Source organism: Arthrobacter sp. NPDC056691 (genome assembly GCF_042791415.1).
Classification (GTDB): domain Bacteria; phylum Actinomycetota; class Actinomycetes; order Actinomycetales; family Micrococcaceae; genus Arthrobacter.
Genome location: NZ_JBHTXX010000028.1, coordinates 24,890 through 49,589, shown reverse-complemented (window position 1 = coordinate 49,589; position 24,700 = coordinate 24,890). Strand labels below are relative to the sequence as shown.

The 24,700-nt window shown below is 62.8% G+C and carries 18 protein-coding genes; 9 read left to right on the top strand and 9 right to left on the bottom strand.

The window, feature by feature from the left end:
• Positions 1-64 precede the first annotated feature (64 nt).
• The 4 genes from murJ (at position 65) to trxA (ending at position 5,646) form a co-directional block, all read left to right on the top strand.
• Entirely contained in the window at positions 65-2,176 is a 2,112-nt protein-coding gene (gene murJ / locus ACFRAU_RS19355; RefSeq protein ID WP_378001106.1) for a murein biosynthesis integral membrane protein MurJ, read from the top strand.
• A gap of 171 nt (positions 2,177-2,347) precedes the next feature.
• Complete coding sequence (locus tag ACFRAU_RS19350) at positions 2,348-4,087, top strand: ABC transporter substrate-binding protein (RefSeq protein WP_378001105.1); 1,740 nt, start codon at positions 2,348-2,350, stop codon at positions 4,085-4,087.
• 238 nt (positions 4,088-4,325) lie between these two features.
• A complete protein-coding gene (trxB, locus tag ACFRAU_RS19345; RefSeq protein WP_378001104.1) occupies positions 4,326-5,282 on the top strand; it encodes a thioredoxin-disulfide reductase in 957 nt (318 codons plus the stop codon).
• 37 nt (positions 5,283-5,319) lie between these two features.
• Complete coding sequence (gene trxA, locus ACFRAU_RS19340) at positions 5,320-5,646, top strand: thioredoxin (protein WP_003800194.1); 327 nt, start codon at positions 5,320-5,322, stop codon at positions 5,644-5,646.
• Between the two features lie 5 nt (positions 5,647-5,651).
• Here trxA and ACFRAU_RS19335 read toward each other — a convergent pair whose 3' ends face one another.
• The 9 genes from ACFRAU_RS19335 to rpmH all read right to left on the bottom strand — a co-directional run bounded on the left by ACFRAU_RS19335 (position 5,652) and on the right by rpmH (position 17,985).
• Positions 5,652-5,831 carry a hypothetical protein gene (locus ACFRAU_RS19335; RefSeq protein WP_378001103.1) on the bottom strand — a complete coding sequence of 60 codons (180 nt, stop codon included), beginning with the start codon at positions 5,829-5,831 and terminating at the stop codon, positions 5,652-5,654.
• 6,422 nt (positions 5,832-12,253) lie between these two features.
• A complete protein-coding gene (locus ACFRAU_RS19330; protein WP_378001102.1) occupies positions 12,254-13,558 on the bottom strand; it encodes a ParB/RepB/Spo0J family partition protein in 1,305 nt (434 codons plus the stop codon).
• 67 nt (positions 13,559-13,625) lie between these two features.
• Complete coding sequence (locus ACFRAU_RS19325; protein ID WP_377994857.1) at positions 13,626-14,678, bottom strand: ParA family protein; 1,053 nt, start codon at positions 14,676-14,678, stop codon at positions 13,626-13,628.
• 85 nt (positions 14,679-14,763) lie between these two features.
• A complete protein-coding gene (rsmG, locus tag ACFRAU_RS19320; RefSeq protein ID WP_377994856.1) occupies positions 14,764-15,414 on the bottom strand; it encodes a 16S rRNA (guanine(527)-N(7))-methyltransferase RsmG in 651 nt (216 codons plus the stop codon).
• A gap of 20 nt (positions 15,415-15,434) precedes the next feature.
• Positions 15,435-15,998, bottom strand: a complete 564-nt coding sequence (locus tag ACFRAU_RS19315) for a protein jag (protein ID WP_377994855.1) — start codon at positions 15,996-15,998, stop codon at positions 15,435-15,437.
• Positions 15,998-16,978: a membrane protein insertase YidC gene (gene yidC / locus ACFRAU_RS19310; RefSeq protein WP_377994854.1), complete on the bottom strand. Its 981-nt coding sequence runs from the start codon at positions 16,976-16,978 to the stop codon at positions 15,998-16,000. Before yidC ends, ACFRAU_RS19315 begins: the two co-directional genes overlap by 1 nt.
• A 15-nt stretch (positions 16,979-16,993) precedes the next feature.
• On the bottom strand, positions 16,994-17,389 hold the full coding sequence (gene yidD / locus ACFRAU_RS19305; protein ID WP_377994853.1) for a membrane protein insertion efficiency factor YidD: 396 nt from the start codon (positions 17,387-17,389) through the stop codon (positions 16,994-16,996).
• Positions 17,382-17,807 (bottom strand): ribonuclease P protein component, encoded by a 426-nt coding sequence (gene rnpA / locus ACFRAU_RS19300; RefSeq protein ID WP_377994852.1) that lies wholly within the window; start codon positions 17,805-17,807, stop codon positions 17,382-17,384. Before rnpA ends, yidD begins: the two co-directional genes overlap by 8 nt.
• Before the next feature lie 40 nt (positions 17,808-17,847).
• Complete coding sequence (gene rpmH / locus ACFRAU_RS19295) at positions 17,848-17,985, bottom strand: 50S ribosomal protein L34 (protein WP_003800212.1); 138 nt, start codon at positions 17,983-17,985, stop codon at positions 17,848-17,850.
• Between the two features lie 472 nt (positions 17,986-18,457).
• Between rpmH and dnaA the strand changes: the two genes are divergently transcribed.
• From dnaA to ACFRAU_RS19270, 5 genes are all read left to right on the top strand, one after another.
• On the top strand, positions 18,458-19,879 hold the full coding sequence (gene dnaA / locus ACFRAU_RS19290; RefSeq protein ID WP_377994851.1) for a chromosomal replication initiator protein DnaA: 1,422 nt from the start codon (positions 18,458-18,460) through the stop codon (positions 19,877-19,879).
• Positions 19,880-20,415: 536 nt separating this feature from the next.
• Complete coding sequence (gene dnaN / locus ACFRAU_RS19285; protein WP_377994850.1) at positions 20,416-21,540, top strand: DNA polymerase III subunit beta; 1,125 nt, start codon at positions 20,416-20,418, stop codon at positions 21,538-21,540.
• Between the two features lie 57 nt (positions 21,541-21,597).
• Positions 21,598-22,542: a phosphogluconate dehydrogenase (NAD(+)-dependent, decarboxylating) gene (gene gnd, locus ACFRAU_RS19280; RefSeq protein WP_378001128.1), complete on the top strand. Its 945-nt coding sequence runs from the start codon at positions 21,598-21,600 to the stop codon at positions 22,540-22,542.
• A 60-nt stretch (positions 22,543-22,602) separates the two neighbouring features.
• Positions 22,603-23,805 (top strand): DNA replication/repair protein RecF, encoded by a 1,203-nt coding sequence (recF, locus tag ACFRAU_RS19275; RefSeq protein WP_378001101.1) that lies wholly within the window; start codon positions 22,603-22,605, stop codon positions 23,803-23,805.
• Positions 23,792-24,349, top strand: coding sequence for a DUF721 domain-containing protein (locus ACFRAU_RS19270; RefSeq protein WP_377994847.1), 558 nt, complete (start codon positions 23,792-23,794; stop codon positions 24,347-24,349). Before recF ends, ACFRAU_RS19270 begins: the two co-directional genes overlap by 14 nt.
• The last annotated feature ends 351 nt before the right edge of the window (positions 24,350-24,700 follow it).

Genomic DNA, 24,700 nt, shown 5'->3' with positions numbered 1-24,700 from the left:
CAATGCCCGCCGGATACCCCCTTGCGTGCCGCAATGTCAGCACCCGGGTGAGACGATGAAGACGATGTCAGCAGCCAATCCGTCCTCCGACCAGCCCGCGCAGCCGGGCGAAACACCGCCCGGTGTGACGCCCGCCAGCGAGGCAGCCTCCAGTGCCGCGCAGCCCGGCGAGGCCCGTTCCAGCGCCATCATGGCCGCCGGGACGCTGGTCTCCCGTGTGCTGGGATTCGGTAAGACCTGGATGCTGGGCGCGGCGCTCGGCCTGGGCTCCACAGTCAATGACACATTCATCAACGCCAACAACCTGCCCAACCTGATCTTCCTGCTGGTGGCCGGCGGTGTCTTCAACGCCGTGCTGGTGCCGCAAATCATCAAGGCCAGCAAGGCCCCGGACAGGGGAGCGGACTACATCAGCAGGCTGCTTACGCTGGCAGTGCTTGTCCTCCTGTCCCTGACAGCGCTGGTTACCCTGTTTGCGCCTGCCGTCATCGAACTCACCACGCAGGGCTACTCGCCGCAGCAGCGGGCCCTGGCAGTCGCGTTCGCCTTCTGGTGCCTGCCGCAGATCTTCTTTTACGGCCTGTACGCGCTGCTGACCCAGGTCCTCAATGCCAACGGCGCCTTCGGCCCGGCCATGTGGGCGCCCATCCTGAACAACATCGTGGCCATTGCCGGCCTGGGCATGTTCATCTGGATCTTCGGCGCCAACGTGGTCAACCCGCACTCCCTGGACAACTGGGGTGCGTCCCAGACGTTCTTCGTCGCCGGATTCTCCACCATCGGCGTCGTCTCCCAGACCGCCATTCTGCTGATTCCCGTGCTCCGGCTGAAGCTGGGGCTGCGCCCGCGCTTCGGCTGGCGCGGGGTGGGACTTGGCCAGGCCGCGAGGCTGAGCGTGTGGACGCTCATGACGGCCGCCGTCGGGCAGCTCGCTTTCCTGTACGTCATGCGCATCGCCACCATCCCCGGCGCCGAGCGCCTCAGGCTGCAGGAGGCCGGCGACCCCGCCGCCGCCATGCTTCCCGGCAACGCCGTGCTGGAAGTGGCCAGCCAGCTGTACCTGCTGCCGCACTCGATCATCGCGCTCTCGCTGGCCACGGTGCTGTTCAACCGCATGACCCGCGCCTCCCAGGACGGCAACCGCGTGGCACTTCGGGAAGCCCTGTCACAGGGGCTGCGGACCATGGCAGTGGCCACGGTGTTCGGCGCGCTGGCACTGTTCGCCCTTGCCGGTCCGCTGGGCATGTTCTTCTCCGGCGGCCTGCGCACGGACGGCGTCATGCTGGCGCAGACCCTCACCATCCTGGCGCTCAGCACCCCGTTCATGAGCGCCAACTTCATGATGTCCCGGGTCTTTTACGCCAACGAGGACGCGCGTACGCCGTTCTACATCCAGCTGGTACTGGCCCTGGTGAACGTGGTGGCCGCGTTCTTCATCCAGTTCCTGCCGTTTGATCAGATCATTTTCGCCATCGCGGTCCTCTACACCGCCGGGAATATCCTCTCGGTGGTCGTCTCTTCCTTCTTCCTGCGGCGGCTGCTGGGGCACCTGGACGGCCCGCGAATCATCAACTCGTACATCCGCATGGGCTACGCCGCCCTCGGCTCGGCCATTGCCGGCGCCGGGGCACTGTGGCTCATGGGCAGTTACAGCCCGGTCGGCTTCGCCTGGAGCAGCCGGCCCGCCGCCCTGGTGACCATCGTCGTCGTCGGACCTGTGATGCTGGCCGCGTACCTGCTGCTGCTGAAGCTGTTCAAGGTCACGGAGCTGCGCGACCTGCTGCGGCCGCTGCTCGGGCGGCTGGGCCGCGGTTCAGGCGCACCTGCGGCTGCGCCGCCTGCCCCTGCAGGTGCCGGAGCTTCGGCAGCCGGAAGGGCCGCCGGCACTCCGTCTCGGCGGCGTCCGACGCCGGAGCGCGCCACGGTCTCTTCGGACACCGGCCTGATTCCCCGGATTTCCGGCGAGTTCGATTCTGCCTCCTTCCGTGCCGGGCCTGCGCCCCAGCCGGAACCGGAAGATTACGACGGCGCCACTTACCTTCCCGAGGAGGACGTCGCCGGGACGGCCCGGGGAAACGCCCTGCGCGGGGAGATCCCGCTTCCTGGCCGCCGGACATATCAGGGGACCCCCGGCCAGAACCCGCATTTCCCGTCGCGGCGACGGAAGAAAAAGTAGCCCGGCCGGGAGCCGGCCAGCCCCGTCTTCCGCGGCCGTTGCACAGCATCGGCTAGGATCGAGGGGAACAAGGGTAGTTGCAGACCAGGGGTCCGCCGGCGTGCCGGAGGCCTTCCCGGGCGGTGCATCGCCAGGGCCAAAAGCAATTCCCGGACAGGCTAGGAGGAACACGTGTCCCACCCGATCGACGTCGGATCAGTACTGGGCGGCCGCTACAAGGTCACGGCCACAGTGCTGAGTTCGCATGACCAGGATCTGGTGCTGGACGGTGTGGACCAGGTGCTGAACCGTCCGGTCAGCATCCTGGTGGCCGGCCCGTACAACGCCGACCAGGTGGCCCAGAGCGCCCGCGAAGTGGCCACTGGGGAGCGCCCGGGGAACGTGCAGATCCTGGACCTTGGAGTCAGCGACGCAACGACGTACCTGATCACCAACCACACCTCGGCCGCTGATCTGCTGGATCTTGTGGTCGCCTCCAACCCGCCCTACGTGGAACCATTCTTCACCGACACCCTGGGCAGTGAGATCTTCGGCCAGGCGCGCTCCCACGAACCCGAAACCTACGACGAAGACGACGAGGTCGAAGCCGGGTACATCAACTACACCGGCGACCAGTCCCAGCCGGGCGGGCAGTACCCTGCCACCGCGCCAAGCCCCGCCACCAGCCGGTCCGGCCACGGGGCCTCCACTCACGGGTCCGCAGCTCCGCAGGGACTTGGGCAGCAGGCTCCTTCGCAGCAGGCGCCCACAGCGCCCGTGCGGAAGGCTCCCGTCGTGCCGCCACTTCCGGCTGCCCGCCCCGCCGCGGGTCCGGCAGCGGGTGCAGCCGGTGCAGCCGCCGCCGGCGTGGCTGGTTCGCGGGGAATCAGGCAGGGCGTCCCGGAGACGACTGCCCCGCAGCCGATTCAGCCGGACAGAGGTTACGAGCAGGACGCCGTACAGGATACCGTCCAGCACGATAACGTTGAGCAGGCACTGCTGCAGCGCGACACCAGCCGCTCCGGAAACGCTACCCGCGGTGCAGCAGGCGCAGCCGGCGCAGACGCAGGCGCAGCCGCTGCGTCCGGTGACGGCCACAACTCGTCGAAGGTGTCGCTGTGGTCCGAGAACGACTATGACTACGTTCCCGAAGACGAGTACGGCGACGAGGGCAGCAACGTGGACGAGCGGGACCGCCGTGCAGGTAATTTCCCTGCCGTCGCCCGCACCGGCGCCGCTCCCGCTGCCGATTATTACGACGACGAAGACGACGAACCACAGAAGGAACCGCGTTCCATGCGGTGGCTTGTTGGCGGCCTTCTCGCGGCCGTCCTGGTCGTCGGCCTCATCTTCGCTGTGACCAACCTTGGCAGCCTCTTCAAGAGTGCACCGCAAACGGAAGCGACCCCCGGAGCCACCGCACCGCCGTCGGCCGCCCAGCCAAGCACAGGAACGCCGACCAAGAGCACCGCTCCGGCGGCAGGGCCGCCGGCCATCGAGGGGATCACCCGCCAGGGCAACTTTGATTTCGCTGCGACGTACGACGACGACCTCGGCAAGGCGTTCGACGGAAATGCGGCCAGTTACTGGTCCGACATGGAGTTTGCCACGGAGGACTGGGGCGGACTTGCTCCCGAGGGTGTCCCGCTGGTGGTCAAGCTTAAGAGCCCTTCCCGGGTCTCCTCGATCACCCTGAACCAGTTGGGTGCCTCGGGCGGAAGCATCACGGTCTACACAAATGACCGCCCGTCGCTGGACGGTGCAAAGCAGGTGGGAGCCAACAGCTTCACCTCGCCTGACCTCACCATGCCGCTGGCCGAACCGGTGACCGCCCAGTACGTCATCATCTCGATCAAGAACCTGCCCAAGCTCGCAGCCCCGAAGACCCGCTTTGGCTACGGCCTGCGGCTCGCGGAGATCAAGGTCCAGTAGGCGAAGCGGCACGGCGGTACAGAGGCACCAGTCACGTTCCTTCCGGGCGTAACGGGCATGCCCTGAGGTTGTCGGAGGCGGTACCCTTGTGGAAAGTCCCGTGGCGGTGTTTCCGTGCAGGCACGGGCGTTCACGCCTGCCCCCAAGCACGTTTGGAATATTCCACACTGCCAATCAGTTGTGCCCTGTGGCTGGCCGGAAGGCTGGCGCATCGACAAAGGAAGAGGTTCACCGTTCAGTGAGCACCGCAGAAAACAGCGCGTCAGAAGTACGTGATGTCATCATCGTCGGCTCCGGCCCCGCAGGCTACACAGCCGCCGTGTACACGGCGCGCGCCAACCTGAAGCCGCTGCTGCTGGCTGGCTCCGTTACCGCGGGCGGTGAGCTCATGAACACCACCGACGTCGAGAACTACCCGGGCTTCCCCGAGGGCATCATGGGTCCGGACCTCATGGAGAACTTCGAAAAGCAGGCTGCCCGCTTCGGCACTGAGATCCAGTTCGAGGACGTCACTGCCCTGGACCTCGACGGCGACATCAAGACCGTAACCATCGCAACGGGGGAGACCTTCCGCGCCCGGGCCATCATTTTGTCCACGGGTTCGGCGTATCGCGAGCTAGGCCTAGCCAACGAAAAGCGGCTCTCCGGCCACGGTGTCAGCTGGTGTGCAACCTGCGACGGTTTCTTCTTCAAGGACCAGGACATCGCTGTGATCGGTGGCGGCGACTCGGCCATGGAGGAAGCACTCTTCCTCACCAAGTTCGCCAAGTCTGTGACGGTGGTCCACCGCCGCGGCACGCTGAAGGCCTCCAAGATCATGGGTGACCGTGCCCAGGCCCACGAGAAGATCAACTTCGTCTGGAACACCGCCGTCGAGGACGTCCTCGGCGGCGACAAGGTCACCGGCCTAAAGCTGAAGAACCTGGTCGACGGCACCGAGTCCGAACTGGCCGTGACAGGCGTTTTCGTGGCGATCGGCAATGACCCGCGCACCGAGCTCATCAAGGACAGCCTTGAGATCACGGGCACCGGCACTATCGCCGTAGAAGGCCGCAGTTCCCGCACCAGCATCAAGGGCGTCTTCGCCGCCGGCGACGTCGTGGACCCGACCTACCGCCAGGCGATTACTGCATCCGGTTCCGGCTGTGTCGCAGCGATCGACGTCGAGCACTACCTCGCAGACCTTCACGCCTGACCGGCGCTGAAATCATTCGAAGAGAGAGACAAGGGTTATGAGCAACGCAAAAGACGTAACTGACGCAAGCTTCAGCACTGACGTACTTGCCGCTGACAAGCCGGTAATTGTTGACTTCTGGGCCGAGTGGTGTGGCCCGTGCCGGAAGCTGGGACCCATCCTGGATGAGATCTCGGTGGAATACGGCGAGAAGGTCAACGTCGTCAAGGTGAATGTCGATGACAACCCGGCCATCGCCGCCGAGTACGGCATCACCTCCATTCCTGCCGTGTATCTGTTCCAGGGCGGCGAGGTGAAGAGCACGGTCATCGGTGCCAAGCCGAAGCAGTTCTTCGAGAAGGAATTCGCGGACGTCCTGTCCTAGCCGCATTAGGCCTGGACGGCGTACCCAAGAGGCAACGCCGGCATAGCCACGAAGGTGGCCATCACTCCCAGGGGAGTGGTGGCCACCTTTTGTTTGTTGGGCCGGCGGAACTCGCCGCGAAGGAACGCGTTGCCCCGGTGTGCCCACTCTGGTAGGGCGGCGCCCCACGCCACTCCGGTCTCCACGCGCTCAGGTCCAATGCTGTTCGCTGCGCCTCCTCTCAGCGGTGACGATTGATTCTCAAAAGAGACCTCTATCGATTTGCTTGTTCATGTCTTATCGCTCAGAATCGTTGAGTTCCGTAAGTCGTGCCGTAAACGCGCTGCGACCGTGCAGACCGTCGAGGCTGGTCACATTCTGCACCCCTGGTTCCTTCAGATTGCCCACCCTGCCTTGTTCGATGGAAGTCCCGAGCTGGTCCCCACGCTCGGTGCCTCCTTCGCCGGCAGCGAGCACAGTCGCAGCCGCTGTTTCACGTGAAACAAGGGGTCGCCCGGCGCTTGAACAACGCGCGATGTCCTTTTCCACCTCCACTCTGTCACGTCCATGGCGAACGACGTGAGACTCTGAAGGCTGCGGATACAGGTGAATGCAACAAATGGGTGGGCCCAGCACGTTGGATGTGGCCGTTCCAGATGAGAGCGGAACCTATCGTCAGGCATGCCAGCAAACGGCGCATGTGAACCAACCCCTGGGGGATCGCGCCCAAGGGGCCGGTCGGGTCAGTAACAGCGCGCTCCACAGGGACGCTGATGTTGTCCGTCAGTCGATGCGGAGGGGGAAACACGGACCGCTACACCGGCCAGCTTCCGCGCAGGTCAGCGGCGCCATGCCCGCGAGTCAGGCCCAAGTCTCGAGCGCATGACACCGCGTCCTACCCCTAAGTCGGGGAGCCACCATCTATGGCCGCGGCTACAGTGGCGTACCCGACGTCAATGAAAGATCTCGTGACACGAAGCTCGATAAGAGAAGCCGGACTGGAGCCTGTGAAGCGGTGGCGTTTCACGTGAAACATCGGAGGCCACACGTAGCAGTGGAACTGCTCGACGCACCCAATTTTTTCATCGCTAATCTCGACGCACCCAATCTTTTCATCGCTAATACGGGAGCGCTGAATCGGAGTCGCCCCGCGTATCCATAGCCAAGCGTCAAGGGGGACTTCATCCTCAACCCTCGTATCGGCCACCAGTCCACGAGAGCTGCTCAAGCAGTTTGCAATAAATGCAACCTAAAAAGCTAGTCGACATCCTAAGGCAATAGACAATATTGGTCCCGCTACTTGTCGAGACGGCCAATTCTACGATCACGGATATGCCTGGCGCGGAACCGACAACGCACACGAGCTCCAGGCCCACAGGAGCAGGCCTCCCGATCGATTTCGTCGACGTGGCCTTGCCGGGACTACCTCTACCATGCACGCCAAGGATTCGATGGCACCCACAGCCCGACGCTTGCATCCCGGACCCCATCGACTGCCCTCCATTCACACCACACCCAATTCACGAAAGCTGTCTACCTGGCTGACACTGGACCCCTGCCAATCGGGTGTTTCCGGCCCACGCGGACACCGCCACCATCAGCAGGGGTCCCGAGAAATCAGGTAGACAGCGTGGTTCGGAGATTGGCTACCAGCTGCAGCCCCAAACCGAGAAATGCCGCTTTCGCCAAAAGCAATACAGCACTTCGACTCCTCCCTCGACAGCTAAGGGAGACTGGCGTGCTGCAAATGAACGACCGGATACGCAAATGTAGTGCTTGGCTCTCCGATGGCTGCCGCTGCGCCAGGCGCGCTCCGGTTGTCATCCTGGATGTCGTCGCCGCGAGGGATTGCAGGGGGAGGACAGCCCACCGCATCCAAGCGTGGTAGAGGAGTGGTACTCCGTTTCACGTGAAACAAGTTCAATCTGAGGTGCGCGCCTGCCTCGATGAGGGAAAGCGGGATTTCTTTGCCACACAACTAGCTGATCGGTCCGGAGCGCCGGAGTGAACTAGCATGCCTAGGCAGCTGGCCCGGTCCGAGCCGGCGCGGCGCTCCGGATGGGCCCTATCTCTCTCCTCCTAGGCGGTTCAAAGTATGGCTCCGGCGTTGGGGCCAATGTATCGCCGGCCTAACATCCGCAATCGATGAAATTCCCGATGCCAGCGACCGCTCACGCGTAGAGCCACCCAAAGTCTTCACCGGGGGCGGAAGACAGTAGTGCCGCGCACCGGTGAGCCCGGATCAATCAGGCAGTCCGTCAAAGAACTGGTCCGACGCGGAAACGCCCATGCCTGGCTCGCGCTCAAGGTTTCACGTGAAACGAAGACGCAGGGTTGGTTCACGACCCGGCGTCCCACCCGTGAAGAATCAGCAGCGAGGTAGCTCGCCCCACGGGCCCACGCGCCTGCCGCAGGACTCGCGATGCTTGTGATGTGCGTGCCGGCGGCCTCGTCAAATGATGGTGGCAGGCAGGAGCCTGCTGCGTCACTGCACTTGGCTAATCCAGGAATAGGAGCGGGAGGCCGTGCCTGTGGCTGCTCGGTTACTGCCTCCCGCCCGCTACGAATCGATCGTCACGGGCCGAGGCGCCGGATGTCGATCTCGCATACTGCAACGAAGGCCCGGACGGCTTCACCATCAGACGTAGAGCTGCACTACTCAGCCCAACCTTGTCCCTCACGACAGCTGCTCCGTTGGGGACAACACCGAGTACCGGAACAGCCGCTGGGACTACGCCAGTAATGGCCAACCAGTCCGGCCACCGGTCGCTGGCGCCACATGCAATCAGTCTGCCCACAAAGCACAGCGGGCTCACCAACGGTTCGCCAACGTTGCTCGATGCGGTATGCATCCGGAGAGTAGGGGTGAGCGAGTCGGTATCGAGAAGCAACAGTCCCACATAGCCGACCCATTGTTAGCCGAACTCACCAACGCCAGAGCGGCGCCCAGGAAGGAACCAATCGAAGGATCACACCACCGCCGGGGCGGTGATGTGGCGGTGCGAAGCACACCGCGGCGAAGTCGGCGTGGATGCCCAGCAGCCGCAAGGCGACCACCTCATGCACGGAGCTTCACCCCAGTCATCAATACACAAGCACGCTTCGGTATGACATTCACTTCAGACGCGCGCGAAAGAACTACGCTGACTGACGTGACGGCGTCATCCCGTTAACGATTTGTCCTGAAGCAGACCCGCCTTCGCGGGGCTTAATCCGCACCACCCATTGCTCAGCCAAGCTCGTGCACCGTTCATTCGAAGGCGTAGATGCGGCCCTACACTGACCAATTGAGCGCCGATAGACCAACTGGATCATTACGCGCATGCACAAGCCGGCGAACGGGTACTGTAGGCAAAAGCGATCAGCTGCCAGGGCTAGGGTGGAAAATTTGGAGCCGGGTCCATCGCGTTCTACTGGGCAGCAATCATGAGGCCTCGGGAGCGGAAGCTCCAAAGAGCCAGCCCGAAATCCGGATCGAGGGTTCTCGTACGGGCCGCGGACTGGCCCTTCCTAGGGCGGTCATGACCCCGCTGGGCGCCTCTGTATTAAGACTCACCATGACATTATTCACAGTCTTTTCCACAGCGAAATCCACAGGTTTATCCACAGCCTCTCGTGTGATCTTGTGGATTACTCTCCACCGTCCGTGAGCAGAATCACAGCTCGGATGCCCGCGGCAGCACGGCCCGACGAGTTGCGTCGGTGCGTCCGATACGAAAGCTCAGATGACGGGTCGCGGAATATGTCCGTCCGGAGCGGCCATAAGACACTTATTTGCTTTGATCACAGCCCTAACTGCAGCCCGGCTCACCGAAATGAGCCAACGCATAGGGGATGGCCCTGTGTTTCACGTGAAACACGGGGAGGAGAAACTCGCCAGCTCGGCTGCCGCCCAAGTCCGACAGTGCCCGCTGGTGTTAGAAGTCAAAGCCGCGAGCTGTGTCATATCCCCAACGTTACCCACAAGGTTATCCACAGCCTTATCCACCGGCCTGTCACCAGGGGCGAGCGGCCCCGTGACAGCTGAGATACCTTGGTTCGCCGATAGTCGATCAGCACTTTCCTTTGCGCAGCCCTCGGCGCCCGCACGTCAACAGTAGGGCAGGTTACTCTCCGAGTGGCACACATTCCATCCGCGCGGCAGCGGCCATCTGTCATATAGGCAGCTACCGCGCCTAGCCATCGATCAGGTCACGGCAAGTCAGATGCGGCGATGCCTTACCTACCGTCTGCGCTGAATCCGTGGACGGGGGATGGGTCAAGGCTCTTGGTCCACACGACTCTCGGGACACGGCTCTTGGTGTCCGTTCTTCGTAGCCATTTCTGAAGTCGGATGCATTCCCGAAGTGATTGAGGGATCACGCCACTCAGGACGCTGGGCCGTGCCCGCCGGCTAGAGGTGGTCCCGGCGGGAACGCTCGGTGTACGCACAGGGGACCAACCAGAACAGAAGGAGACCTAACCGTGGATGACGGCGAAGCGCTCCAAGGATACCGAGCTACGCTGGCATGCCGTAGAACAGCGAGTCCGTGGCAGAGCTTCGCATCGCCTTGGACAAACGGCTGGGGGACAGCTGACCGTTTCACGTGAAACCTGTCATCGCCTCGTCCAATCGAAGGAGCATCGGAGAGCATACTGACCCCACTTGGCGAACCCGAGCCACACAAACAAATGCCGATCCGGGATACGCAGGGGAGACACTAAAGGCCCCCTGCAGGCGGGCTCCATATGACCTGGCACTGACTCGAAGGAAGCATCAAGCTGCCATCTCCAGCGCGGGCAACTAGCGGGCGGACAACGAGCGGGCGGACAACGAGAGGGCCAGCATTACAACAACGAAACAGGCGACCGGCACCCGCCAAACGGAAGCCGAGGGGATCAGCATCTTCCACTCGAATCGAGCTAGGGGCTATCGTCTGGATTGTCGGTTCGCAGTGCCCTTGCGCCGTATGGGTCATTCCCGAGCCTGCACCGTCTTGCTTCGCTGGTTCGCGACTCTTCCCGCTCGGTACGATCTGGGAAGATGGGGCTGGCATCCGCTTTTCGTGAGCGCCGTGGAGGCAACGGGATGCCCCCGACGTGCCTCAGTCTTCATGGCTGCGCCGATCCTATTCCCCACATACGGTATGCCCGTCAAAGCCCTCCGAGGACCCCGAGATTCGACGCCGGTCTCAGTAGGGCCGGCCTCGGTAGGAGGGGCAAGCTCCCCACTGCAGTATTGCACCATTGGCTCAACCTCCGGTCACGCGTCAGGCTCTCGCTCATTTCCTTGTCAGTTGTTTCACGTGAAACCGCACAGGGGAGGGCGAGGACTCAGACCGCGCGGGCGGCCGAGGGCGGGCGACGAAGGTCCGGAGCATGATGTTTCACGTGAAACAAGCATCAGGCGGCACAGATGCTTAGGCTCCCGGATGTCACTGCAGGGGCCGGTCTGCAATTCAGCGGCAAGGATGGAAGCAATCCTTCGACGGTAGATGGAGAACCACCCCGAGCTACCGCATTGGATCCATGTGGCGCAGTTGGAACACCGGTCTGCTGGCCTTCCCATTCCCGGATGATGGCGAACTGCTACCAGGCCGGATTTAAGCAGCTTCAGTCACCGCTACGCGATGGATACCCGGCAACAGTATGAATTGGCCAAGAAGCGTAGCCGCGAGCAATCAGATCTCTGCCTCTAGATAGATGCGCCGATGTGCCAAGCACATGCATGCACCATCTGGACGCGCCCTGCATGCGTCGCCGCAAGCAAGAAGGAAGGAAGAGATGGCAGACGATCGCAAAGCAGCGAAGTCCGATCTGATGGAAGTCTGTCCGACCCCGGGGACCAGATTGCGCCGAGTTTACCGTCATAAACGACGCGGAACACGTAGGCAGTTGGGCGCAGCCCGCAAAACACCAGCCATGGCCTCTACGCACTTCCTCAATGCGGCAGAATCGCACCTATGAATTCCTGCGGATGCGGCACAGGCACCCCCTGCTTTTCGGCCATTCGCGCGACATAAAGGTCCGGCAAAAGGCTCAGGAAACCCAAATTTCCGCGTGCTTTTGGCAACCACTACTGCGCCAGAAGACCCCTTCGAGGGTCAACGAATACACGCGTCGTGGAAACTCTGGCGGGGGCCCAGCCTGCGCCCGGATGGAGACGCACGGTGCGTGTTGGGTCAACGCAGCAGTGGAGGCCTCCTGGAGGCTGCAGAGGCCGTTGAACGGCGCTGTTACAGCCGCGAGCCTCCGAGGAAGCCCTCCGAAATCAAACCTGCGTCTGAAAACATCAAGTTCACCCATGCAGGTTCCTGGGCTTCCTGTCCCATCGAATTTCCTGGCTCCCGGTTCTATCCAAACGGCAGTCCGGCGCTGCCTGAAGGTTCTACTAACCCTCTTGGCTGGGGAACCGACGGAAATCTTTAACAAGAAACCCTGCCGTTGAAAGAACTCTATCGATAGGGCCAGAAGCCGGCTTCCCTAACGCCCCACTTGCAATGTACCCAGAAGGCAGTGAGTGCCATATGCCCCAGCTCAAACAACCCACCGGCCAGCTTGCAATCCATCTTGGCTGTGCAGACACTGACGTCGCGCCAACAGAAAAGGGCCCGTTCCTCTGAACGGGCCCTGATCTTCTCGTGATTCTTTAGTTGTCGCTCCCAGGGGCAAGGACATCCATGATCCGGTTGAGGTCTTCAACGCTCGCGAACTCAATACTCACGCGGCCCTTGCGGGCTCCGAGGGAGATCTTCACGTTGGTGTCGAGCCTGTCCGACAGCGAGGAGGCCAGGTAATCCAGCCGCTCGTGGCGTGCGCCCGGACGGGGAATGTTGTTTTTGGCCGGCGTCGCGGGTTCACGGTGCAGCGTGACCGCTTCCTCGGTGGCACGGACCGACATACCCTCAGCCACGATCTTCTGGGCCAGGCGTTCCATGGACGCCGCGTCGGGAAGCGACAGCAGAGCCCGGGCGTGGCCTGCCGAGAGGACATTGGCAGCGACGCGACGCTGCACCAGGGGCGGGAGCTTCAACAGCCGGAGAGTGTTGGACACCTGCGGGCGCGAACGGCCGATGCGGTCAGCCAGCTGCTCGTGCGTAGTACCAAAGTCCTCGAGCAGCTGCTGGTACGCAGCGGCCTCTTCGAGCGGATTGAGCTGGCTGCGGTGCAGGTTCTCCAGAAGTGCGTCGCGGAGCAGGTCGTCATCCGTCGTATCACGGACAATCGCCGGGATCGTCGAGAGTCCGGCGGCCTGTACTGCCCGCCACCGGCGCTCACCCATCACCAGCTCGTACGGTTCTCCACCCTTTTCGGTTGAAGTACGCACCACAATTGGCTGGAGGACGCCTATTTCGCGAACCGAGTGAACAAGCTCCGCCATGTCGTCCTCATCGAAGACGGTACGGGGCTGCTTGCGGTTGGGATGGATGTCCGTGACCGGGATTTCAGCGAAGCGGACGCCCGGTACCTCGACGAGTTCTACGTCGTTGTCCAAGCGGACCACGTCATCTGCAGCCACTGCGACATCCGCTTCACGGACGGCGTCGGCCTTCTCCGCATTCTCAGAATCGGGCGCGCCGGCGGCCTTGGCCGCACCACCATGCTTCGCGGCACCAGCGCCGGCAGCCGAAGCACCACCCCGGGAAGCGGCAGTCTTCGCCGTGGACTTGGCAGGGGAGGGCTTCACTGTATCCGAGGCATGCTTACTATCTGCTTCGACCGTGGTTGAAACTTCAGCCGCAGCTTTCCGGCCGGACCGGGGCGCCGGGGCATCATCGAGGCCAGACTTGTCCGGTTCCGAGGAGGGGACGGGTTCAGCCGTCTTCCGAGCCTCCGGGAAGAAGAGATCCACAGGGCGCGACGGAGCTGCTCCGTTACCCGAAGCGCCTGCGGAAGCGGAACTTGGAATGAGTGCGCCAAGACCGCGACCGAGCCCGCGTCGCTTATCGCTCATGGATGATTCCCTCCATCGGAAGAGCCCGGCTATGCCGGGCTCCGGCTGTTGCTGTGTTTGGAAAATTCTAACGCTCAGCGATTTCCGCTGCGGCTTCCAGGTAGGACAACGCGCCGCTGGAGGATGGATCGTAGGTCATGACAGTCTGCTGGTAGCTCGGTGCTTCGGAGATCCGCACGGACCGAGGGACGACAGCGTCAAGGACCTGGTCCGGGAAGTGCTGCCGGACTTCAGCTGCGACCTGGGCGGCCAGGTTGGTCCGGCCGTCGTACATGGTCAGCAAGATCGTGGAGACTTCCAGATCCGCATTCAGGTGCTTCTGGATCATCTCGATGTTCTTCAGCAGCTGGCTCAGGCCCTCGAGCGCGTAATACTCGCACTGGATGGGGATGAGCACCTCGCCGGCAGCGCAGAAGGCGTTGACTGTCAGCAGTCCCAGGCTCGGAGGGCAGTCGATGAAGATGTAGTCGAGCCGCTGCTCGCCCTTCTTCTGGCGGGCTTTGGCATAGACGTCGATGGCGCGGCGGAGGCGCTGTTCGCGCGCCACCAGGGAGACCAGCTCGATCTCGGCACCGGCCAGGTGGATGGTGGCCGGGGCGCAGATGAGGTTGCTGATGTCGGGGCACTGTGCCACCACGTCCTCAAGCGCCATATCGTTAATCAGCACGTCGTAGATGCTGTCGACGTCGGCATGGTGCTCAATGCCCAGAGCCGTGGAGGCATTGCCCTGCGGGTCGATGTCGATGACCAGGACGTTGAGGCCGGCCGCAGCCAGCGCCGCAGCGATGTTGACAGTGGTCGTGGTCTTTCCCACTCCACCCTTTTGGTTTGAAACCGTGAAAATTCGGGTCTTCTCCGGCTTCGGCAGGTTGCGTCCCAGGAGCCGCTCCCGACGCCGGTTCTCGTGCGCGAGTTCCCGTGCAATGGGGCTCGAATCATCCATGGTATCCAGCACGTTTCCGCGGGCCGCGGTTTCACGTGAAACCTTGGCAGCAGTAGTGCCTGCAACCGGATTGAATTGATTTGCCGTGGTAGCGACCGGTGATACGCCAAAGGCACGCGCCGACCCCAGGGACACGAACGGGGGAATCCGCTGCGTGGAGGTTTCGCTACTGGTCACTGGGACACACTCACTCTCGTTCGGCTTTCACTGCCGTTCTCTAGCCTAACCGCTACATCCTGTGGACCCGCGGCACCGTGCGGGGCTAGGCGCTCTTTTGGGTCTTCTTAACTACGATCCGCACCACCGTGGTGGGTTCCTCGAGCAGGTTTTGGCCTACTGTGACAACGGATGTCTCCACGCCACCAAGCTTGCGGATGGCCTTGGCTGCCTTCTCGATCTCCTCGGCAGCGCTGCGACCCTTGATGGCCACGACTTCACCCTCGCCACCGAGCAGCGGAATGGTCAGGCCGGCAAGGTTGCTCAGAGCAGACACTGCCCGGGCGGTCACAACGTCGGCCGTCACCATTCCAACAGCCAGTTCGGCGCGCGTGCGCATGACGGTGACGTTGCTCAACCCGAGATCGTCAACCACTTCCTGCAGCCAGATCACCCGGCGCTCCAGCGGTTCGATGAGGGTCAGTTCCAGGTCGGGACGGGCAATGGCCAGGCAAAGGCCAGGCAGGCCGGCGCCGCTCCCGACGTCGGCCACGTGGCTGCCCTGGGGAATTTCACTTTCGATCACCGCGCAGTTCAGGACATGGCGTCCCCAGAGCCTGGGGACCTCCCGCGGCCCGATGAGTCCCCGCTCGGTGCCGGATGTCGCGAGGTGCTCGACATACCGTTCAGCCAGGCCAAAACGGTCCCCGAAAATCTTCTCCGCCGCCTGGCGCTCGGCTGCAGTAATTTCAACCATCTGTAACTCAGCCAAAGGGTTCAGTCGGCGGAAACGACGATGTGCCGGCCTGCACCCTCGCCCTCGGACTCGCTGACGAATCCAAGGTCGGCAACGGCGTCGTGCACGATCTTCCGTTCGTAGGCGCTCATGGGATCCAGCGCGACGGCCTCACCGGTTTCCTTGACGGAAGCGACGGCGTCCTCGGCAATTTTCTGCAGGTGGCCCGCGCGTTCCTTGCGGTACCCGTTGATGTCCAGCACCAGGCGCGAACGGTTTTCCGTAGCGGAAAGAACCGAAAGCCGGGTCAGCTCCTGAAGGGCCTCCAATACCTCGCCGTCGCGTCCCACGAGGCTCTCGAGCCCGGCGGACTCTTCCTCGGCCACGATCGAGATGTAAGTACGTCCGTTGCGGACTTCGATGTCAATGTCGCCGTCGATGTCGGCAATGTCGAGCAGTTCCTCAAGGTAGTCGGCGGCGACGTCGCCCTCTTCTTCCAGGCGGCTTGCCGACGTGCCCTTGCCCGCGTTCACGGTACCGGCAACGGAGTCCTGGTCTTCGCTTGCTTCAGCGGAAAGTGCGTGTTCAGAGCTCTCAACAGACATTACTTCTTCTTCCTGTTCTTACGTTGTGGCTGAGTGCGCTGCGTCCGGGCCTGCGCAACCGCAGCGGCGGCAGCTGCTTCAGCTTCGGCGTCGGCCTTCTTGCCGCCCAGGATGGGAAGGGCCGGAAGGCCCTTGGCGGCACGGCGTTCGGCGAGGGCCTTGGCTGCGGGGGATCCCGGCGTCGGCATGCGGCGGATGACAAAGAACTGCTGGCCCATGGTCCACAGGTTGGTGGTGGTCCAGTAGATCAGGACACCGATGGGGAAGTTGATGCCGCCCACACCGAAGACGATGGGCAGGATGTACAGCATCATCTTCTGCTGGCGCATGAACGGGCTGGCCATGGCCTCTTCGGACATGTTCTTGGCCATGATCTGCTTCTGCGTGATGAACTGCGAGGCAGTCATGGCCAGGATCATCACGATGGAGAGGATCCACACCGTCACCACGTTGCCGTTGGGTGGCGTGCCGTGAAGCAGGGTCGCGGAGAGCGGAGCGCCAAAGATGCTGGACTCGTCGAACTGCCTGACCTGCTCAATGCTCATGGCGCCGATGCCCTGGCCACCGGCCTTGGCGGAGCTGATGCCGGAGAGCACCTGGAACAGCGCAAAGAAGAACGGCATCTGGATGAGCATCGGGAGGCAGGCAGAGAACGGGTTGGTGCCGTGCTTCTTGTACAGGGCCATCTGCTCCTGCGCCATGGCCTGGCGGGAAAGCTGATCGGTCTTGCCCTTGTACTTGTCCTGCATCTTCTTCAGGTCGGGCTGCAGCAGCTGCATACCTCGCTGCGCCTTGATCTGCTTGACGAACACGGGGATAAGGGCGGCGCGGATCACCAGCACCAGCCCGATGATGGACAGCGTCCAGGTCCAGCCGTTCGCGGCCGGCAGGCCGATGAAGCTCAATCCGTCATGGAAGCCGACCATAATGACTGAGACCAGCCACTTGAACGGGGCCATGATTGTTCCAAAGAAGTCCATACGATTCCCTATTCGTCAGGCCGCAGCGCGGCCTTCTTCATCAGTCTGAGCAGCCAGGTACTTATCCGGGTTATTCAGCACAACAATTCTGGGGGTCCGGTTTTCAGGCCATTCCCGGTGGCCGGCGGGGACATGGTCCACACCACCGGCGTTCCACGGGTGGCAACGTGCCAGGCGCCTGGCCGCGAGCCAGCCACCCTTGACAGCGCCGTGGACGGTGACCGCTTCAAGCGCGTAGGCCGAGCAGGAGGGAAAAAAGCGGCAAACCTGGCCGTACAAGGGCGAAACCACCTTGCGGTAGGCCAGAAGCAGAAGAATGAGGATATTGCGGGGCAGGTTCCAGATGAAGCTGCCCGCGGCCGCTGTTGCGGACTTCGGGGAACGGACGACGGCGGCAGTCGGGTCAAGCACGCTGTGTCCCTTCCTGTGTTGTTGCGTCCGGTAGCGTTCCAGCTGGCCGTTTTCCGGTCACCGCCGGAAGGCGGCCAGCCAGCCGCCTCATGGTGTTTTCCAAGGCGGCGTTGTAATCCGCCAGGAGTTCATCCCAGCTGGCTGTTGCGGAGGCGGGCAAAGCACGCACCACAATAGCGAATCCGGTGCCGTACTCGTGCAACGAGACAGCGCCGGCTTCTCTAAGTCTCCTCTTAACGAGGTTCCTGGCAACAGCGTTCCCGACAGCTTTGGAAACGATGAACCCGATGCGGCTGGGTTCGTCGGCTCCAATAGTTGCCGTATATAACACTACGTTCCGGCGTCCATTGCGGACGCCGGAACGTACAGTTGTTGAAAAATCGGTTGAAGTCCTCAGGCGGTTACGGGTGGCAAGCACCGCTAATCTCGCAGAAGGAAGAAGACCGACAAGTCAGTATTTATGCCGACAGTTCGGTGCGGCCCTTGCCACGGCGGGCGGCCAGGATGGCGCGGCCGGCACGGGTGCGCATACGAAGGCGGAAGCCGTGCTTCTTGGCCCGACGGCGGTTATTCGGCTGAAAAGTCCGCTTGCTCACGTTAGTTACTCCAGTGGATCAAAGGTGCGCCCACCCGATCAGTAAGGGGAAGAACTGGCCGACGCTAAGTTTTGTATGTGTCTGCTTCCCCTAGGTTTTTCCCGAACACGCGAAGTGTCCGGAAGTCCAAAATAGGGTCAGAAAGCAGGCACAAAGGACTCCACAACGTTAGGGCAAAACGCGGGCAGGAGTCAAACTAGCAGGCCGCCCGGCGTGTTTCCCCAGCTGTGGCTAACGGGGGCGCCGAACCTGTGGATGAAGCGGCTCACAACCGGCGTTTTCGAACCACAACGGTGTAATTATCCACAAGGCACTTCCCAGCTATCTTCTAGGCTTTTCATCCCCTAGAGTGTCTCAGTAGCCGATTATCCACGGACTGTGCATAACCCTGTGGATTAAGCCGGGCCAGCACCCTGGTTCGGGCTTGCGGCTGCATGTAATGCAGGCAGCAAGCTTTGAGGAACCAAATTTGATGACAGTAGACGAAGCCAACCACGCCAACACTGTCGGAAGTTCCTGGCGGCGCGTGGTGAATCTTCTCGAACAGGACGACCGCGTCTCGCCCCGGCAACGCGGCTTTGTCATCCTCGCGCAGGCCCAGGGCCTCATCGGTTCCACCCTTCTCGTCGCAGTGCCCAACGAACTGACCCGGGAAGTGCTCCAGACGCAGGTCAAGGACGCCCTCGATGACGCTCTCCGCAACGTCTTCTCAGACGACATCCGATGCGCGATCGACGTCGACACCGATCTGGTGCCCATCCACGAAGAGCCCGAACCCGCCGTCGAGCTTTCCCTCGCAAACGACCCCTCCATTGAACAGAAGCCGCAGCCCATGCTGCCGAGCACTTCACACGAGTTCGGCCGGCTTAATCCGAAGTACGTCTTCGACACCTTCGTGATCGGATCCTCCAACCGGTTTGCGCATGCCGCAGCCGTCGCCGTGGCGGAAGCGCCCGCCAAGGCCTACAACCCGCTGTTCATTTACGGTGACTCGGGTCTGGGCAAGACGCACCTCCTGCACGCCATCGGCCATTACGCCCGGCGCCTCTACAGCGGCATCCGCGTCCGGTACGTCAACTCCGAGGAATTCACCAACGACTTCATCAACTCGATCCGTGACGACGAAGGCGCCAGCTTCAAGACGACGTACCGCAACGTCGACGTCCTGCTGATCGATGACATCCAGTTCCTGGCCGGCAAGGACCGGACGCTGGAGGAGTTCTTCCACACGTTCAACTCCCTGCACAACAACAACAAGCAGGTGGTCATCACCTCGGACCAGCCGCCCAAGCTGCTCGCGGGTTTCGAGGACCGGATGAAATCCCGCTTCGAGTGGGGCCTGCTGACGGACATCCAGCCCCCCGAACTTGAAACCCGCATCGCCATCCTCCGGAAGAAGGCCCTCAGCGAAGGCCTCTCCGCCCCCGACGACGCACTCGAATACATCGCGTCGAAGATCGCCAGCAACATCCGCGAACTCGAAGGCGCCCTCATCCGCGTCACCGCATTCGCCAGCCTCAACCGCCAGCCGGTGGATGTTGCTCTCGCGGAGATGGTGCTCAAAGACCTCATCACCGACGACGGCGCCCAGGAAATCACGTCCGGCCAGATCCTGCAGCAGACGGCGGACTACTTCAAGCTCAGCATGGAGGAGCTCTGCAGCAAGTCGCGGACCAGGACGCTGGTGACCGCACGGCAGATCGCCATGTACCTGTGCCGCGAGCTGACCGACATGTCGCTTCCCAAGATCGGCCAGGAGCTCGGCGGCCGCGACCACACCACGGTGATCCACGCCGACCGCAAGATCCGTGAACTCATGGCCGAGCGTCGTGTGATTTACAACCAGGTCACGGAGCTCACCAACCGCATCAAGCAGCAGCAGCGCGACTCCTGATCCGAGGTTCTTAACCTTATTAACAGGTGCGTGTGGATAACCCTGTGGACAGTTAAGGGGACAACCGCGGTTAATGGGCTTAAAACCCTTAAGGCGTCTGTGGATCACGCAAACAGGCCAAAAATGTTGTCCCCATCCACAGCCTGTTTAAAACGTGCCGAACCCACAGTCCATGAACAGGGCTTAACCGCGGATCCGAGCCGTGAAACGGGGTTATCCACAGTTTCCACAGCAGTTATTAACACTACTAATCCCAAAAAATTGAAATCCCTCAAACAACAATCTCCTTCCCCGACCTCCACGCACCGGCCAAAGGATCGGCCACTGGCCGCCGGCAGAGCCGGCAGCAACGGCGGGGATGGGGAAATGCTTGTAGTTCCGGCTAAGCTGTCTGCAGCGCTCCCATCCCTGGGTTCGTTTGCAGTCGGCCATGCGCGGACCATGCAGGTTCCGGGGTTTGGGGGCAAAGGTCTTGTGGGCTCTTTGCGAGTTCCCGTTCAGAAAATGGCAGCAGCAATGAAAGGCGGCACCCTTCCGTGAAGTTCAGAGTCGAACGGGACGTCCTGGCAGAAGCCGTCACATGGACAGCCCGGTCGTTGTCTCCGCGGCCGCCCGTACCCGTGCTTTCCGGTCTCCTTCTCAAGGCCGAATCCGGGACCGTCAGCCTGTCCAGCTTCGATTACGAGACGTCCGCGCGGCTTGAAATACCTGCCGACATCAGGGAAGAAGGCACCATCCTGGTTTCGGGCCGGCTCCTCGCGGACATTTGCCGCAGCCTTCCCTCAGCGCCGGTGGACATCGAAACCGATGGCAACAAGGTGACCCTCACCTGCCGCCGAAGCAGCTTCCACCTCGCCACCATGCCCGAGGCCGAATACCCGCCTCTGCCCGCGCTGCCCACCATCACCGGTACTGTTGCCGGCGACGCCTTCGCCCAGGCCGTGTCCCAGGTGATCATCGCCGCCAGCAAGGACGACACCCTTCCCATCCTCACCGGCGTGCGGATGGAGATCGAGGACGACCTCATCACCCTCCTGGCCACCGACCGTTACCGGCTCGCCATGCGGGAAGTTCCCTGGAAGCCTGTCACTCCCGGCATCTCCACCAGTGCCCTGGTCAAGGCCAAAACGCTCAACGAAGTTGCCAAGACCCTGGGCGGCAGCGGTGACATCAACCTCGCCATCGCCGACGACGACAGCCGACTCATCGGCTTTGAAAGCGGCGGCCGCACCACCACGTCGCTGCTGGTCGACGGCGACTACCCCAAGATCCGCTCGCTGTTCCCGGATTCCACGCCCATTCACGCCACGGTGCAGACCCAGGAGCTCGTGGAGGCTGTCCGCCGTGTTTCGCTCGTGGCCGAACGCAACACCCCGGTCCGGCTCGCGTTCACCCAGGGCCAGCTGCACCTCGACGCCGGCACCGGTGAGGACGCCCAGGCCTCCGAAGAGCTCGAGGCACAGTTGTCCGGCGAGGACATCACCGTTGCCTTCAACCCGCACTACCTGGTTGAGGGCCTCAGCGTGATCGAAACCAAGTTCGTGCGATTCTCCTTCACCACGGCACCCAAGCCCGCAATGATTACCGCACAGAACGACATCGACGGCGAGGACCAGGACGACTACCGCTACCTCGTGATGCCGGTGCGCCTGCCCAACTAAGCCACACCCCAACTGGGTAGCAGGTGAGGGGCTTCTGAGCCTTCAAAACGCCTCGAGCTGCTACCTGGTTGGGAGGACCGCCCATCCCAAACCTCCGCGCAGAAAAGAGTTCACACGGTGCATATCGGACTGATCGGCCTTGGAAAAATGGGCTTCAACATGCGCGAGCGGCTGCGTAAGGGCGGAATCGAAGTCACCGGCTTCGACCGCAACCCCGAGGTCACCGATGTCGCCTCCACGGACGACCTCATTGCCGTGCTTCCTGCGCCGCGCCTCATCTGGGTCATGGTTCCGGCCGGTGAAATCACCGACGCCGTCATCACCGAGCTCGGCGCCAAGCTGCAGCCCGGCGACATGGTGATCGACGGCGGCAACTCCCGCTTCACTGAGGACCAGAAGCACGGTGCGGCCCTGGCCGAAAAGGGAATCCGCTTCGCTGACTGCGGCGTCTCCGGCGGGGTCTGGGGACTTCAGAACGGTTACGGGCTCATGGCTGGCGGCGCCGCCGAGGACATTGAACGTGCACTTCCGGTTTTTGACGCGCTCCGTCCGGAGGGTGACCGTGCGGACAGCTTCGTGCACGTGGGCGGCGTCGGCGCCGGGCATTACGCCAAGATGGTGCACAACGGCATCGAGTACGGCTTGATGCAGGCCTACGCCGAGGGCTACGAACTCCTCGCTGCCAAGGAAATCGTTACGGATCTTCCCGGAACCTTCCGCGCCTGGCAGAAGGGAACGGTTGTCCGGTCCTGGCTGCTGGACCTCATGGTGAAGGCCCTGGACGAGGATCCGGGACTTGCCTCGATCGATGACTACGTCGAAGACTCCGGTGAAGGCCGCTGGACCGTGGAAGAAGCCATCGCCAATGCGGTGCCGGCCCCTGCGATCACCGCCGCGCTATTTGCCCGCTTCGCCTCCCGCGAGGACAACTCGCCGGCCATGAAGATGGTGTCCGCGCTGCGCCACCAGTTCGGCGGGCATGCCACCCGTCCGGCCAAGTAGCTCCGTGTCCGGGTTCCGCCCGGCTTCCGGCCCGACGGTTCCCGAGAATTTGAAGATCGCGTGTACCTAGAACACCTGTCCCTGACCGATTTCCGCAGTTACGCCCAGGTGGATCTCCGCTTTGGCCCGGGCGTCACGGTCCTGGTCGGCTCCAACGGAATCGGCAAGACCAACCTGATGGAGGCCATCGGCTACCTTGCGACCCTCAGTTCCCACCGGGTCAGCGCCGACGCTCCGTTACTGCGTTTCGGAACCGACCGCGCCCTGATCCGGGCGAAGCTGGTCCGCGGCGAACAATCCACCATCCTGGAGCTGGAAATCAACGGCGGCCGGGCCAACCGGGGACGCATCAACCGCAGCAACCCCGTCCGTGCGCGTGACCTGCTGGGCATCTGCCACACCGTCCTCTTCGCTCCGGAGGACCTGGCGCTCGTCAAAGGCGATCCGTCGAACCGCCGCCGCTTCCTGGACGAGCTTCTCGTGAGCCTGGTTCCCCGGCACGCCGCCACCCGCAGCGACTACGACCGGGTCCTCAAACAGCGCAACGCACTGCTGAAGTCGGCGCGGGCCGGGAAATTCACTGCCGGCCACGAGGCCACCCTCGATGTCTGGGACCAGCACATGGCGCGCGCCGGTGCGGAACTGCTGCACGCCAGGCTGGAACTCGTTGAGCGCCTTCGGCCTCATCTCAACAGCGCGTACGCCCAGCTCACCGACGGCTCCAAAGCCGCGGATGCGATCTACAGGTCGACACTGCAGAACATAATGGACGACGACGGCGAGCCGGCTGGCGCTTCGACGGCACCATCCGGGCCGGGAAACCCGGCCGAGGATCTTCGCCTGTTGTCCGTGGAGGAGCTCGCCGAACGCTACATGCAGGCCTTCGCGGCATCCCGCCGCAGGGAAGTCGAACGGGGCATCTCGTTGGTAGGTCCGCACCGGGACGAGCTGGAACTCGTGCTGGGGCAGGCTCCCGCCAAGGGCTACGCGTCACACGGTGAAACCTGGTCGATGTGCCTGTCGCTCCGGCTGGCGTCCTACTACGTCATGCTTGACGACGCCCGCACCGGTGGCTCAGCGCCGATCCTCATCCTGGACGACGTTTTCGCCGAACTTGATGTCCAGCGGCGGCGTAAACTGGCCGCAATAGTTGCCGGCGCCGAGCAGGTGCTGGTGACCGCCGCCGTCGACGCCGATATTCCGGACGAGCTTGCGGGCCGGCGGGTGAAAGTAATTCCGGGAGGAATCGATGAACAGGGATAAGGACGGCGGCCTGCAGCCGGGCCGCGATCCCGATGAAATCGATGCCGCCCAGGCGGCGCTAAACAGGATGCGTGAGGCGGCGGCTGCCCGTGGGGAGATCCGCCGGAAAGCGCCACGGGCAGGCACCGGACAAAAACCGCGAACTGCGGCCCAGGGAACACGGGGCTTCAGCCAGTTCCACTCCACCGGACGCGACCCCCTGGGGCTGGGAAAGGTGGTGGGGCGGCTGGTTGCCGAGCGCGGCTGGACCTCCCCGGTCGCCGTCGGCTCGGTCATGGCCGAGTGGCCGGCACTCGTGGGACCGGAAATCGCCGCGCACTGCACCCCGGAAAGCTTCACCGACACCACCCTTCATGTCCGGTGCGACTCCACTGCCTGGGCGACGCAGCTCCGGCTGCTCAGCATGAGCCTGCTCGAAAAGTTCCGCACCGAACTCGGTGATGGAGTGGTCACCAGCATCCAGGTGCTGGGGCCGGCCGCCCCGAACTGGCGCAAGGGCGGCCGCACTGTCAACGGACGCGGGCCGAGGGACACGTACGGATAGCCGACAGCACAAACGGCGTGCAGGGCGCTTAAACCGCCGTCGGCCGTATAGGAGTCCAAAACAGGGACTGCTGGAGCCTTGCAGGCGGGGCCAATGGCCAGCGAGAGGCATATTGAGCCGCGTCGGCGCCCCGCCAATGCGGGGATCGACGATGTTTCACGATAGAATTCCTCTAGATAACTGGGCGCCGGTGAAACGTTGACTGAGTCCGTTTTCCAGCGCTTTTTCCGCGTGGGAACGGTTCCGCAGGTCAACCGAGCAGCTGGCGCTGGCAGTGACGTGCCTTTTGGCGGACGCCCTTCCCCGGCGGACGGCGGAGGCCGGCCATCATCGAACATAGAGGAGTCGAAA

What these genes read in the sequence shown, in the direction of transcription:
- ACFRAU_RS19270 (WP_377994847.1), top strand. Translation starts at nt 23,792, where the DNA reads ATGAACAGGGATAAGGACGGCGGCCTGCAGCCGGGCCGCGATCCCGAT.
- ACFRAU_RS19315 (WP_377994855.1), bottom strand. Translation starts at nt 15,998, where the DNA reads ATGTCTGTTGAGAGCTCTGAACACGCACTTTCCGCTGAAGCAAGCGAA.
- yidC (WP_377994854.1), bottom strand. Translation starts at nt 16,978, where the DNA reads ATGGACTTCTTTGGAACAATCATGGCCCCGTTCAAGTGGCTGGTCTCA.
- dnaA (WP_377994851.1), top strand. Translation starts at nt 18,458, where the DNA reads ATGACAGTAGACGAAGCCAACCACGCCAACACTGTCGGAAGTTCCTGG.
- trxA (WP_003800194.1), top strand. Translation starts at nt 5,320, where the DNA reads ATGAGCAACGCAAAAGACGTAACTGACGCAAGCTTCAGCACTGACGTA.
- murJ (WP_378001106.1), top strand. Translation starts at nt 65, where the DNA reads ATGTCAGCAGCCAATCCGTCCTCCGACCAGCCCGCGCAGCCGGGCGAA.
- rsmG (WP_377994856.1), bottom strand. Translation starts at nt 15,414, where the DNA reads ATGGTTGAAATTACTGCAGCCGAGCGCCAGGCGGCGGAGAAGATTTTC.
- ACFRAU_RS19330 (WP_378001102.1), bottom strand. Translation starts at nt 13,558, where the DNA reads ATGAGCGATAAGCGACGCGGGCTCGGTCGCGGTCTTGGCGCACTCATT.